This is a genomic window from Dokdonella aquatica (assembly GCF_051987395.1).
Classification (GTDB): Bacteria; Pseudomonadota; Gammaproteobacteria; order Xanthomonadales; family Rhodanobacteraceae; genus Dokdonella.
Map to the genome: position 1 here is coordinate 1,455,997 of NZ_CP197094.1, position 12,926 is coordinate 1,468,922.

Annotated in this window: 12 protein-coding genes; 5 read left to right on the plus strand and 7 right to left on the minus strand. The window is 68.2% G+C overall.

What is annotated here, in order from left to right:
• Nucleotides 1-6: 6 nt before the first annotated feature.
• A complete protein-coding gene (locus ACQQ2N_RS06595) occupies nucleotides 7-2,274 on the minus strand; it encodes a S9 family peptidase (RefSeq protein ID WP_440224904.1) in 2,268 nt (755 codons plus the stop codon).
• Nucleotides 2,275-2,380: 106 nt separating this feature from the next.
• Here ACQQ2N_RS06595 and ACQQ2N_RS06600 point away from each other — a divergent pair, with 106 nt between their 5' ends.
• Nucleotides 2,381-3,253, plus strand: coding sequence for a hypothetical protein (locus ACQQ2N_RS06600; RefSeq protein WP_440224905.1), 873 nt, complete (start codon nucleotides 2,381-2,383; stop codon nucleotides 3,251-3,253).
• Between the two features lie 6 nt (nucleotides 3,254-3,259).
• Here the strand turns inward: ACQQ2N_RS06600 and ACQQ2N_RS06605 are convergent, their stop codons facing one another.
• Nucleotides 3,260-3,952, minus strand: coding sequence for a glutathione binding-like protein (locus ACQQ2N_RS06605; RefSeq protein WP_440224906.1), 693 nt, complete (start codon nucleotides 3,950-3,952; stop codon nucleotides 3,260-3,262).
• Nucleotides 3,953-4,175: 223 nt separating this feature from the next.
• Here ACQQ2N_RS06605 and ACQQ2N_RS06610 point away from each other — a divergent pair, with 223 nt between their 5' ends.
• Nucleotides 4,176-4,409 carry a hypothetical protein gene (locus ACQQ2N_RS06610; protein ID WP_440224907.1) on the plus strand — a complete coding sequence of 78 codons (234 nt, stop codon included), beginning with the start codon at nucleotides 4,176-4,178 and terminating at the stop codon, nucleotides 4,407-4,409.
• Nucleotides 4,410-4,460: 51 nt separating this feature from the next.
• Here the strand turns inward: ACQQ2N_RS06610 and ACQQ2N_RS06615 are convergent, their stop codons facing one another.
• The 5 genes from ACQQ2N_RS06615 to rpmH all read right to left on the minus strand — a co-directional run bounded on the left by ACQQ2N_RS06615 (nucleotide 4,461) and on the right by rpmH (nucleotide 8,874).
• Complete coding sequence (locus tag ACQQ2N_RS06615) at nucleotides 4,461-5,066, minus strand: YdeI/OmpD-associated family protein (protein ID WP_440224908.1); 606 nt, start codon at nucleotides 5,064-5,066, stop codon at nucleotides 4,461-4,463.
• Between the two features lie 64 nt (nucleotides 5,067-5,130).
• On the minus strand, nucleotides 5,131-6,477 hold the full coding sequence (mnmE, locus tag ACQQ2N_RS06620; protein WP_440224909.1) for a tRNA uridine-5-carboxymethylaminomethyl(34) synthesis GTPase MnmE: 1,347 nt from the start codon (nucleotides 6,475-6,477) through the stop codon (nucleotides 5,131-5,133).
• Between the two features lie 13 nt (nucleotides 6,478-6,490).
• Complete coding sequence (gene yidC, locus ACQQ2N_RS06625; protein WP_440224910.1) at nucleotides 6,491-8,212, minus strand: membrane protein insertase YidC; 1,722 nt, start codon at nucleotides 8,210-8,212, stop codon at nucleotides 6,491-6,493.
• 109 nt (nucleotides 8,213-8,321) lie between these two features.
• On the minus strand, nucleotides 8,322-8,702 hold the full coding sequence (gene rnpA / locus ACQQ2N_RS06630) for a ribonuclease P protein component (RefSeq protein ID WP_440224911.1): 381 nt from the start codon (nucleotides 8,700-8,702) through the stop codon (nucleotides 8,322-8,324).
• A 19-nt stretch (nucleotides 8,703-8,721) separates the two neighbouring features.
• Nucleotides 8,722-8,874: a 50S ribosomal protein L34 gene (gene rpmH, locus ACQQ2N_RS06635; protein ID WP_440224912.1), complete on the minus strand. Its 153-nt coding sequence runs from the start codon at nucleotides 8,872-8,874 to the stop codon at nucleotides 8,722-8,724.
• 172 nt (nucleotides 8,875-9,046) lie between these two features.
• Here rpmH and dnaA point away from each other — a divergent pair, with 172 nt between their 5' ends.
• The 3 genes from dnaA (at nucleotide 9,047) to recF (ending at nucleotide 12,866) form a co-directional block, all read left to right on the plus strand.
• Complete coding sequence (gene dnaA / locus ACQQ2N_RS06640) at nucleotides 9,047-10,369, plus strand: chromosomal replication initiator protein DnaA (RefSeq protein ID WP_440224913.1); 1,323 nt, start codon at nucleotides 9,047-9,049, stop codon at nucleotides 10,367-10,369.
• Between the two features lie 216 nt (nucleotides 10,370-10,585).
• A complete protein-coding gene (gene dnaN, locus ACQQ2N_RS06645; RefSeq protein WP_440224914.1) occupies nucleotides 10,586-11,686 on the plus strand; it encodes a DNA polymerase III subunit beta in 1,101 nt (366 codons plus the stop codon).
• 106 nt (nucleotides 11,687-11,792) lie between these two features.
• Entirely contained in the window at nucleotides 11,793-12,866 is a 1,074-nt protein-coding gene (gene recF / locus ACQQ2N_RS06650) for a DNA replication/repair protein RecF (RefSeq protein ID WP_440224915.1), read from the plus strand.
• The last annotated feature ends 60 nt before the right edge of the window (nucleotides 12,867-12,926 follow it).

Here is a 12,926-nt window from a genome sequence, read left to right on the forward strand (position 1 = left end):
AAGTCCCTACGGCGTCGGCGTCTCCGGCGCGGGCGGCGCCTTGAGGTGGCGGTCGAGGAAGGCCTCGATCGCGTGGTAGACGTGCTTGCGCATCGCCGGCGTCGACAAGCCGTGCTTGCCGCCCGGATACGTCATGAGGTCGAACGCGACGCCGCGGTCCTGCAGCGCGGCCATGAGCTTGGTCGAGTTCGTGAACAGCACGTTGTCGTCGGCCATGCCGTGCACGAGCAGCATCGGCGCGTTGAAGCCGTCGAGCCACGCGAACGGTGCACTGCGGATGTAGCCGGCGCGGTTCGCATCGGGCTTGCCGAGGTAGCGCTCGGTGTAGTGCGTGTCGTAGAGCGCCCAGTCGGTGACCGGCGCGACCGACACGCCGGCCGCGATCGCGCCGCCCGAGCGTGCGAGCAGCATCGTCGTGAGGTAGCCGCCGTAGCTCCAGCCGAACACGCCGACGCGCTGCGCATCGACCCACGGCTGCTGGCCGAGCCAGCGGATGCCGGCGAGCTGGTCCTCGACCTCGACCGCGCCGAGCTCGTGGTGGATCGCATCGGAGAAGCGCCGGCCGCGACGCGACATGCCGCGATTGTCGAGCGTGAAGACGACGTAGCCCTGCTGCGCGAGGTATTCGCAGAAGCGCACCTGCTGCGCTCCGTGCGCCGAGGCCGGATCGCCCCAGGCGCGCACCACCTTCTGCACGCCGGGACCGCCGTAGTAGAAGCTGAAGACCGGATAGCGCTTGGACGGATCGAAGTTCTTCGGCTTGAACAGGCGGTAGTGCAGGGTCTGGCCGTCACTCGCCTCCAGCGTGCCGAACTCGGGCACGATGCGCGACCCGCGGAAGCGCCACGACGGATGGGTCTGGTCGTACGGGTTCTCCTCGATCCACGCGAGGCGGTCGCCGTCGGCATCGCGCAGGCTCACCTGCGGCGGCGTCGACGGGTTCGAGAACGTGTCGATGTACAGCTGGCCGTTGGCGGAAAACTCGGTCGCGTGCCAGCCGTCGCCGCGCGTGATGCGGCGCGGCGTGTTGAACGTGCTGCCGTCGAGTGACACCGCATAGAGCTGGCGGTCGGGCACGAAATCGCGGTTGGATTCGAGGAATACGCTGCCGGTCTTCTCGTCGACGCCGGCGAGGCGGTCGACGTTCCACTCGCCGCCCGTGAGCGCGTGACGCAGCTTGCCGTCGACCCCGTACAGGTAGAGATGGTGGAAGCCGCTGCGGTCGCTGCCCCAGATGAAGCGCTTGCCGTCGGCGAGGAAGTGCAGGTCGTCGTTGAGTTCGACCCAGGTGTCGCGCGTCTCGGTGAGCAGGCGCTTCACCTCGAGCGAGGCGACGTCGACCAGCTCGAGGTCGAGGCGGCGCTGGTCGCGCTGCTGCAGCTGGTAGGTCAGGCGGCGCGCATCGGGCAGCCAGTCGACACGGGCGAGGTAGATGTCGGGGTTCTGGCCGAGGTCGATCCAGCGCGTGTCGCCGCCCTGCGGCACGACGAGGCCGAGCCTCACCTTCACGTTCGGATCGCCCGCGGCGGGATAACGCTGTTCGATCACGTCGGTGCGGTCGGCATAGACCTCGAAGCGCTTGACGACCGGCACGTCGGCCTCGTCGTAACGCTGGAACGCGATCGCCGAATCGTCGGGCGCCCACCAGTAGCCGCTCGTGCGGCCCATCTCTTCCTGCGCGACGAATTCGGCTTCGCCGTTGTGCACGGTGCCGCCGCCGTCGTGAGTGAGCCGGCGTGGCGCGCCACCCGCGAGGTCGATGACCCAGAGGTCCTGGTCGCGCACGTACGAGACGAAGCCGCCCTTCGGCGAGATGCGCGGATCGACCACCGCGCCGCCCGTGTCGAGCGCACGCACGGGCCTGGCCTCGCCGGGTTCGTACAGGTAGAGCTTCTCGCCGAGCGGGAACAGCAGGCGCTTGCCGTCGGGCGACCACTGGTAATCGACGATGCCGCTGTAGCCAGCCGTGCGCGCGCGCTCGCGGCGCGCCTCTTCCTCGGCCGACAGTTTCTCGCCGCCGGGCTGCAGCTTGTCCGCGTCGACGAGACGGCGCAGCTCGCCGTCGGCCACGTGGTATTCCCACAGGTCGAAGCGGTTGCGGTCGTCGGGGCGCGGGCGCAGCAGCGTGACCCGCGTGCCGTCGGGCGACAGCTTGAGGCCACGCGGCGCGGCACCGTCGAGGTTGCCGCCGTCGAAGATGCGGTCGATCGTGAGGGGTTCGGCCATGAGCGGAAACGACACCGTCATCGCGACGGCGACCATGAACAGACGCATTCGATTCTCCCTACCTTCGGGCATTATCGCTCCTGCGGCCACGCGCGGGAACCGCGAGGGTTCCCGGGTTGCGCGGGGGGCCGCGATCGGCGACGGAGGGGATCGCATGCGGCGGGTATGGAAGATCACGGGCGTGCTCGCCCTGCTGGCCGGTTGCGCCTCGTCGCCACCGCCGCGTACCGAGCGCGCCGACACGCAGAAGGCGCGTCCGTTCATCGAGCGCAGTGCGATCGACGTGCCGCGCAGCGTTCCCGGCGCGACGCTCGTCAATGTGGTGCGCGAGGAGAACGTCGGCCTCGGCGTCGATGCGATCTACCGAATCGACGGCTGGCGCGATGCCTCGCTGGACCTGTTCGTGTTCCCGGCCGGCAACCTGCCGCCCGACGCCGGCGTGCGCCGCGCGCAGGAGGATTTCATCGCCTCGCTGCACGCGGCTCGCCAGGCCGACACGTTCTCGGCACTCGTGATCGACGCGCAGCAGCCGTTCGAACTCGATCCGGCCACGCCGGTCACGCGCAGCGCGCACAAGACGCTGATCAGCCTGAGCAAGGGCGACACGCCGCTTGCCTCGCGTGCCTGGGTCACTTACCGCCAGAACTACTTCTTCAAGGTGCGCCTGTCCGCACCCGAAACCGATGCGGCGCGCATCGACCTCGTCGGCGATGCGATCGCACGCGTGCTGATGCGCGACACGCGCGTCACGAGCATCGGCCGCTGCGGCCAGCCGAGCATCTCGATGGTCAAGGAACTGCCGCCGGGCCAGCCCGGCATGCTCGATCCGGTCAGCGTGGACGGACGCCACATCGTGCTGCCGTTCCCACCGGAGAGCGACGCGCTCGCGCGTGCCGTGGTCACGAGCAGCGGACGACTGCGTGAGCACGGTTGCGTGGCCGACGCACTGCCACCGGTGGCCGACGGCCTGCAACGCCTCGAGCTGCCGTTCAAGCCCGAGGACTGGACCGCAGCTCCGCCGCGCTGAGCGCGTTCAGCGCGGCGGCAGGCCGAACAGCACGCGACGCGCCTCGTCGTCGAGCGTGCGATCCGGAGGCGCGACCTCGTAGCCCTTCGCGTAGGCCCGCTGCGTCGCGGGCCGCGCCGCGATCGCCTCGCGCCAGCGCCGCACGTTCGCGAACGGTGCGAGATCAATCGGTGCCTTGCGGTACGGATCGATCCACGGATAGCTCGCCATGTCGGCGATCGTGTAGTCGTCGCCCGCGATGAAGGCACGGCCTTCGAGACGCCGGTCGAGCACGCCGAGCAGACGCAGCACTTCCTTCGTGTAGCGCTCGACCGCATATGGAATCGTCTCGGGCGCATAGACGTTGAAGTGCCCGTACTGCCCGGTCATCGGCCCGAGCCCGCCCATCTGCCAGAACAGCCAGGCATCGACGAGCGCACGACCGCGCGCGTCGGCCGGCAGGAACAGGCCGGTCTTGTCGGCGAGGTAGCGCAGGATCGCCCCCGACTCGAACACCTCGATCGCCTCGCCGCCGTCGGCCGGCGCATGGTCGACGATCGCCGGGATGCGGTTGTTCGGCGCGATGGCGAGGAACGCCGGCTCGAACTGCTCGCCCTTGCCGATGTTGACCGGCTTGAAGCGGTACTCCAGCCCTGCTTCCTCGAGAAACATCGTGACCTTGTGGCCGTTCGGCGTGGGCCAGAAGTGGAGGTCGATCATGGGGACGCGCTCATGTGACGGGGACAGTCAGGTCGAGATGGGCGGGGATGTTCGTGAATCAACCGGCTTGGGACACTTGTATCCTGAGCCGCGAAAGCGTGCGCCGCATGACGATCCTCGAGACCAGCCGCGAGGTCCACCCGGCGGCGCGCGGCATGCTTGCTTGCGTCGGTTTCCGGCGCATCGACGGCGCTGCGAGTACGAGCGAGCAGGAGGGATCGAGATGACGTATGCAGATGGCCTGACCATCGAACCCGGTGACATCATCTCGATCGACGGCGCGTATCGCGGCCGAGTGGTTGCCTGCATGGACACGAAGACGCATGTGCCCGGTGCGGAAGGATGGGACTATCTCGGCGAAGGCATCATGGTCGACACCGACTTCGGCGGGCTCGTGCACTACACTGCGGAGACCGCCGATTCCTTCGTGCTGATCGAACGGGCCGATCCCGCGTAAGCGAAACCACCTGTTCGCCGCTCGTTGCATTCATGCCGAGCTGGAACGACATCACGCGTACTTCCAGTTCCTCTGCTTGCCTTCCGCGAGCCACTCGATCGCCTGCGCGACGCGACGCTCGCGCGTGTCGTCGCGTTTGGCCTCGGCGATCCATTCGCAGTACTCGCGGCGATGGCTCGGTGCGAACGCCTCGAAGGTCTTGCGTGCCTTCGCGTTGCGCTTCAGGGCCGCAGCGAGCGCTTCGGGAACCTCGGCTTCGCCGCGCGGTGCCTTGCGTTCGCGCGCAGGCACGGTCACACCGTGTTCGTTGAGCGCCATCGCCTTGCGGAGGATCGACACGAGCGTGCGCTTCGCGGGCAGGTCGTCGAGCGAGGCGATGCGCCCGAACTGGCCCATCGCGTCATCGCGCGCGCCGGGTCCGCCGACGCCTTCGATGAGCGCGCCCTTCCAGAATCCGAACGCGACGTGCTGCTTGAACGCGGCCATGCTGCACAGGATCGCGCCGGCGTGCATGAAGTGCGGGAAGCCCCACTTGATCGTCTCGACGACGTCGGGACAGGTCGCGTGCACGAGCGCGCGCAGGTGACGCAGGATCGGCTGCGCGAACGGCGCAGCCTTGTCGATGTAGGCGTCGATGCGCGGATCGGTCACGGGCATGGCGTGGTCTCCGAACGTGGCGTCGCGCGATTCTAGCGCTGCACACAAACGCAGGCGCCGGGCGTCATTTGCCGATGCAGAAGTCCGCGAAGATTCGGCCGAGCAGGTCGTCGCTCGTGAACTCGCCGGTGATCTCGCCGAGGTGCTGCTGCACGACGCGCAGTTCCTCGGCGGCGAGTTCGCCGGCCGAGGCGCCGAGCAGGTGATCGCGGGCGAGGGCGAGGTGTTCGCCGGCGCGCTCGAGCGCGGCGACGTGGCGGGCGCGCGCACTGAACGCACCATCGTGCACGGCATCGTGGCCGGCGTGTTGCTTGAGGCGGTCGACGAGCAGGTCGAGGCCCGTGCCGGTACGCGCGGACAGCCACACGTGCTCGATGCCGGCCGCGTGTTCCACGTGCGGCGTCTGGCCGTCCAGGTCGATCTTGTTGTGCACGACGACGCGCGTGGCCGAGGCGGGCAGGCCTTCGAGCAGGGCGAGATCGGTGGCGGCGTGGGCATCGTCGCTGACGAGCAGGACGAGGTCGGCGCGTGCGAGTTCGTCGCGTGCGCGACGCATGCCTTCGCGCTCGATCGCGTCGCCGCTGTCGCGCAGGCCGGCCGTGTCGACGAGCGTGAGCGTGATGCCGTCGAGGTCGACGGTCTCGCGCAGCACGTCGCGCGTGGTGCCGGCGACGTCGGTGACGATCGCGCGGTCGCTCGCGGCGAGTGCGTTGAGCAGGCTCGACTTGCCGGCGTTCGGACGTCCGGCGATGACGACGTGCAAGCCGTCGGCGAGACGCACGCCGCGGCGCGCGGCAGCGAGCAGGTCGGAGTGGCGCGCGCGCAGTGCGTCGAGATCGATCGCGAGCTGCGGCGTGGCGAGGAAGTCGATCTCCTCCTCGGGGAAATCGATCGCGGCCTCGATCCACACGCGCACGCGCACGACCGCGTCGACGAGCGCGTGCACGCGCTGCGAGAACGCACCGTCGAGGCTGCGCACCGCGGCGCGCGCCGCGGCTTCGGACCCGCTCGCGATGAGGTCGGCGATCGCCTCGGCCTGGGCGAGATCGAGCTTCCCGTTGAGGAACGCGCGTTCGGAGAACTCGCCCGCACGCGCATGGCGTGCGCCGAGCGCGACCGTGCGCGCGAGCAGGCGGCGCAGCACGACGGGACTGCCGTGAGCATGCAGTTCGAGGACGTCTTCGCCCGTGAACGAACGCGGTGCGCGGAACAGCAGGGCGAGGCCGTGGTCGATGGCCTCGCCGTCGGCGTCGCGGAACACGGCCATGGTCGCGACGCGCGATGCAGGCAGGCGCCCGCAGAGCGCTTCGGCGATGGGGCCCGCGAGCGGGCCCGAGACGCGCACGATGCCGACGCCGCCGGCACCGGCCGCCGTGGCGATCGCCGCGATGGTGCCGGTGGCGGCGCTCATCGCGGCGGGATGCTTACTTCGCCTTGGCCGCCGCGGCGGCCTTCTCGCCGCCTTCGATGCGGCGCGTGATGATCCACTGCTGGGCGAGGCTGAGGACGCCGTTGACGGTCCAGTACAGCACGAGGCCGGCCGGGAAGAACGCGAACAGCACCGAGAACACTACCGGCATGAACTTCATGATCTTCGCCTGCAGCGGGTCCATGCCGGCCATCGGCGTGAGCCACTGCGTCGCGAGCATCGCCGCCGCGTTGAGCACGGGCAGCACGAAGTACGGATCCGGCGCGGTCAGATTCTGGATCCACAGGATGAAGGGCGCCTGGCGCAGCTCCACGCTCTCGAGCAGCACCCAGTACAGCGCGAAGAACACCGGGATCTGCACGAGCATCGGCAGGCAGCCGCCCAGCGGATTGATCTTCTCCTTCTGGTACAGCTCGAGCATCGCCTGGTTCATCTTCTGCTTGTCGTCGCCGTAGCGCTCCTTGAGCGCGGCGACGCGCGGCTGCAGCTTGCGCATCTTCGCCATCGAGCGGTACTGCGCTTCGCTGAGCTTGAAGAACGCGGCCTTGATGAGCAGCACGAGCAGGATGATCGCGAAACCCCAGTTGCCGGTCAGCGCATGCAGCTTGGCGAGCAGCCAGTGCAGCGGATCGGAGATGATCGTGAACATGCCGTAGTCGATCGTGAGCGACAGGCCCGGTGCGACCTGCTCGAGTTCGCTCTGCAGCTTGGGACCGACGTAGAGGCGCGCGCTCAGCGCCTGTTCGCCACCCGGTGCGATGCTGACCGACGGCGAGACGGCGCGGATCAGGTAACGCGTGCCGGACGCGTGCTTGACCTCGGCGGTCGAGAACGTCTCCTGCTCGTCGGCGTTCGGGATCCACGCCGCGAAGAAGTAGTGCTGCAGCAGCGCGACCCAGCCGCCGGACACGGTGCTGTTGACCGGCTCCTTGGCGAACTTGTCGAACGCGAGCTTCTGGAACTTGTCCTTCGGGCTGTACCAGGCGGCGCCGGCGAAGCTGTAGGCCTCGGTGTTCGTGTAGCCCTTGAGGCCGGAACGGTCGACGTGGTGCGGCACGCGCTGCAGCTGGCGGTAGGCGTTGCCGGTCCAGGCCTGCGAGCCTTCGTTGCGGATGTCGTGGCGCTGCGTGATCGCGTAGCTGCCGCGCTCGAACACGAACACCTTGCGCACGACGAGACCCGAGGCATCACGCCAGGTCAGCGGCACCTCGATGCTCGCGGCGCCGTCGGCGAGCGTGTATTCGCGCTGCTCGGTCTCGTAAAGCGCCTGATGGTCCGGTGCCACGCCGCTCGCGCTGGAGAGGCCGCTCTGCGCGACGAAGAAGCTCGCCGGATCGGTGGAGAGCAGGCGCACGCGCTCGGGCTGCTTTGGCTGCACGGGGTAGGCGAGCAGGTCGGCGGCGACGATGGTGCCACCACGCGGATCGATCTCGATGCGCAGCACGTCGGTGGTCACGACGACCGGATCGGCCGCCGGCGCAGGCGCGGCGGCTTCGGGCGACGGTGCCGTCGGAGCGGCGCTCGCGGAAGCACCGGGGACATCGGACGGTGCCGGCACGTCGGCGGACGGCGCCGCGGCGGTGGAGGTCGCACCCGCATCGGTGGTCGTGGCGGCGGCGGCGGGACGCTTCGGACCGTAGTCGGTCTGCCACTGGGCCCAGGACAGGTAGCCGAGCGCGAGCAAGGCAACCAGCAGGAACATGCGGGGATTGGTCATGACGGAATCGATTCTCGCGGAGCCCGGCGATCGGCCGGGACGGATACGGTGGGTCGCGTGGGATCCGGCGGCATGCCGGCTCCTCTGGCGCGTCCGCGCGCGCGCGCGGTCAGCCGCGCATTGTGCCGGTGCCGGAGTCGCCCTTCAATGCCGCGAGGCGTTGCCACAGGCGCGCGAGGTCTGCGCGCAATGACGCACTGTCCTGCTGCTTCGCGCTCTGGCGCGCGATGAGCAGGATGTCCACGCAGGGCAGCTCCTCGCGGACGTGGCGATAGCTGTCACGGACGAGGCGCTTGATGCGGTTGCGGTCGACCGCGCGCTTGGAGACGCGGCGGGAGACGGCCTGGCCGAGCCGGCACGTGGGCTGGTCGGCGGGCGCGAACTCGGCGAGGAAATGACTCGAGCCGAGGCGCCGGGAACGGCCGCGCAGCGCGGCGAAGTCCCCGGGCTTGAGCAGGCGCGCGGCGCGAGGGAGGCTGAAGCGCCCCATGCTGCCGCGCGCGACGGACTCAGTTCGGAACCGAGACGGCCAGGCGCTTGCGGCCCTTGGCGCGGCGCGCGTTGATCACGGCGCGGCCACCGCGGGTCTTCATGCGGGCGCGGAAGCCGTGCGTGCGGATGCGCTTGATGTTGCTGGGCTGGTAAGTACGCTTGGTGGCCATGATCGGCGCCGGATGAGGGAAAAAGGGCGCGAATCATAGGCGTACGGTCGCCACGGCGTCAACCATCGCGCGCTGGCCGCTGTGCCGTGGCACGGGTAGACTAACCGGTCCCCCCGTGTCCCGCGACCGCGCCTTGCGGTCGGCATCCACCCGCAAGTCCTATAGAGGTGTCATGAGCGAGCTTTGGCGGCGCTGCCTGGAGCGTCTGGAGACCGAGTTCGGTCCCGAGGACGTCCACACCTACCTCAAGCCGTTGCAGGCCAGCGAGAGCGAGCAGGGCCTGCGCCTGCTCGCACCGAACGCCTACACGCTCGACACGGTGCGCGAGCGTTTCGCTGCCCGCATCCGCGCGATCATCGAGTACCAGAACCGCGCGCCGGTCGAGATCCACCTCGAGGTCGGCTCGCTGACGGCGCCGCGCAAGACCGCCGCGGCCACACGCACGACGCGCGCCAAGGCCGCGCCGGCTGCCGCCGAACACAATCTCGATCCGAACTACACGTTCGAGACCTTCGTCGAGGGCAAGACCAACGAGCTCGGCAAGGCCGCGGCGATCCAGGTCGCGACCAATCCCGGCCGCGCGTTCAATCCGCTGCTGCTGTACGGCGGCACCGGCCTCGGCAAGACGCATCTGATGCACGCGGCAGGCAATCTCATGCGCGAGAACAAGCCGGGTACGAACGTGCTCTACCTGCGCTCGGAGCAGTTCGTCGGCGCGATGATCGACGCGCTGCGTACCAAGAACATGGACGAGTTCAAGCGCCGCTTCCGTTCCGTGGATGCGCTGCTGATCGACGACATCCAGTTCTTCGCGGGCAAGAACACCACGCAGGAAGAGTTCTTCCACACCTTCAATGCGCTGTTCGACGGCAAGCAGCAGATCATCCTGACCTGCGACCGCTTCCCGAAGGAGGTCGAGAACCTCGAGCCGCGCCTCAAGTCGCGCCTCGGCTGGGGCCTGTCGGTGGCGATCGAGCCGCCGGACTTCGAGACGCGCGCGGCGATCCTGCTGAGCAAGGCCGCGAGCAAGGGCATCGTGCTGCCCGAGGACGTCGCGTTCCTGATCGCCAAGCGCATGCGCTCGAACGTGCGCGACCTCGAAGGCGCGCTCAACACGCTGGTCGCACGCTCGAACTTCGGCGGCCGCCGCATCGACGTCGCGTTCGCGCAGGAGACGCTGCGCGACCTGCTGACCGTGCACGCGCAGGCGATCACGATCCCGAACATCCAGAAAGCGGTGGCCGACTACTACCAGCTGCGCGTGCAGGACATGTTGTCCAAGCGCCGCAGCCGTTCGGTTGCGCGACCGCGCCAGGTCGCGATGTCGCTGGCCAAGGAGCTCACCGAGCACAGCCTGCCCGAGATCGGCGACCAGTTCGGCGGCCGTGACCACACGACCGTCCTGCACGCCTGCCGCACGATCAAGGCCCTGCGCGACACCGACGGCAAGCTCAACCAGGATTGGGACAAGCTGTTGCGTACGCTGACCGGTTGACGAGCTGTGGATAAGCGGTGTGCAAATCTTCGGGTTAGAATTATCCACAGATGATGCACACCTGAACGCCCGCGTTCTCCCCAGCGAACTTCAGCTTCAAATCATTGATTGAAGAGGATTTATTGGCCAGATCAGGGTTGTCCACCGGCCCTGCTACCACCAACAATCTTCTTAAAGAAAAAACCTTAGAAACAGTGACGGGAAGGGATCAAGACCATGCGCTTCAGTCTGAACCGAGAAGCTCTGCTCAAGCCGCTGCAACAAGTCGTCGGTGTCGTGGAACGTCGACAGACGCTTCCGGTGCTGTCGAACCTTCTCGTCCATGTCGGTCCGGACGGCGTGTCGTTCACGGGTACCGATCTCGAAGTCGAGATGGTCGCGCGCACCGCAGCCGAGGATCTCGTCGAGGGTGAGGTGACGATTCCGGCGCGCAAGCTGTTCGACATCTGCCGTGCCCTGCCCGATGGCGTGCGCGTGAAGATCGAACAGAACGGCGAACGCGTCGCGGTGAACGCAGGCCGCAGCCGCTTCACGCTCGCGACACTGCCGGCCAGCGAGTTCCCGACGATCGACAACATCGAACTCGTCGAGCGCGTGACGCTGCCGGAGGCCACGCTCAAGGACCTGATGAGCCGCACCGCGTTCGCGATGGCGAACCAGGACGTGCGCTACTACTTGAACGGCCTGCTGCTCGACCTGCGTGACCAGGCGCTGCGCTGCGTCGCCACGGACGGCCATCGCCTCGCGCTCGCGGAAACCAAGCTCGAAGCCGAGATCAGCGCACGTCGCCAGATCATCATCCCGCGCAAGGGCGTGCTCGAGCTGCAAGGCCTGTTCGAAGCCGGTGACGGCACGGTCGAGCTCGAGTTCGGTCGCAACCATCTGCGCCTGCGCCGCGGCGGCGTGACGTTCACGTCCAAGCTCATCGACGGCCGCTTCCCCGATTACGAGGCCGTGATCCCGATCGGCGCGGACAAGGACGTGCGCGTGAGCCGCGAGGAGCTGCGATCGGCGCTGCAGCGTGCGGCGATCCTTTCGAACGAGAAGTACCGCGGCGTGAAGCTCGAGGTCAGCCCGAACAAGCTGCGCATCGTCGCGCACAACCCGGAGCAGGAAGAGGCGGTCGAGGAACTCGAGGCGCGTACCGGCGTCGCCGAACTCAGCGTCGGCTTCAACGTGAACTACCTCATGGATGCGCTCGCCGCACTCGGTGGCGAGGAGATCCTTCTCAGCCTGCGTGATGCACAGTCGAGCTGCCTGCTGCGCAAGGTCGATTCCGACGACACGCGCCACGTGATCATGCCGCTGCGCCTCTGACGCGTTAGGCTGCATCGCCCTCGAGGCCCGCGTCTCCCGCCGAGGAGCCGCGGGCCTTTTCGTTTCACGGGTTCGTGTCGAACCCCGCAAGGATCATCGTCCCGTCGTGCATCTCCGCGAGCTTCGCATCGAGAACCTGAGGATCCTCGCGAACGTCGACCTGGCGCTGTCGCCAGGTTGGAACGTATTCGTCGGCGCCAACGGTGCCGGCAAGACGAGCGTGCTCGAGGCGGTGTTCCAGCTGTCCCATGGTCGATCGTTCCGCAGCGCGACGCGCGATGCGCTGACACGACTCGGTACTGCCGGCCACGCGACGTTCGGACGGCTGGTGCTCGGCAGCGGGCAGGAGCGGCGTATCGGTCTGGCACGTGTCGGCGGACGGCTCGAGGCACGTATCGACAGCGACACCGTCGGCATCGGCACGCTCGTGCAGACCTGCGCGGTCGTCTGTTTCGAACCGGGCTCACACGAGCTGATCCACGGTGCGGCAGAGGAACGTCGACGCTACCTCGATTGGGGGGTGTTCCACGTGGAACATGTCTTTCTGCGCGAGTGGCGGCGATACCAACGGGCGCTCAAGCAGCGCAATGTGCTCGTGCGCGAGGGCGCTTCGGATGCCGCGTTCGAGCCGTGGGAGATCGAGATGGCCGCCTCGGGTGAGGCGTTGACCGCCAGTCGGCGACGCTACCTCGACGCGCTCGCGGCGGTGATTCATCCGCTGCTCGCCGACCTGCTCGGTGAACTCGGAGCGCCAACCCTCGGATTCTCGGCCGGGTGGACCAGCGAGCTCACGCTGGCCGAGGCCTTGCGCGAGGGCAGGGCACGCGACCGCGAGCGCGGCCACACCATGCGCGGTCCGCACCGCGCCGACTGGACGATCGGCTTCGAGAAGGCACCACGCCGCGAGCATCTGTCGCGCGGTCAGGAGAAGCTGTGCGCACTCGCGTTCATGCTCGCGCAGGCGCGTCTGCACGCCACGGCTACCGGCGATTGGCCGGTGCTGTGTTTCGACGACATCGCGTCGGAGCTCGATCGTGAGCACTTGCGCATCGTGCTTCAGGCCGCCCGGGAGAGCGGGGCACAGGTGCTCGTCTCGTCGACCGAGGTGCCGGACGACATCGCTGCGATGGATCCGCCGCCGCGCGTGTTCCACGTGGAACAAGGCGTCGTAAACCCCTGAATGCTATACTTCGGGCGTTGTTCCATGCCGATGCGCCGCACGGGCTGCATCGCGCCATAG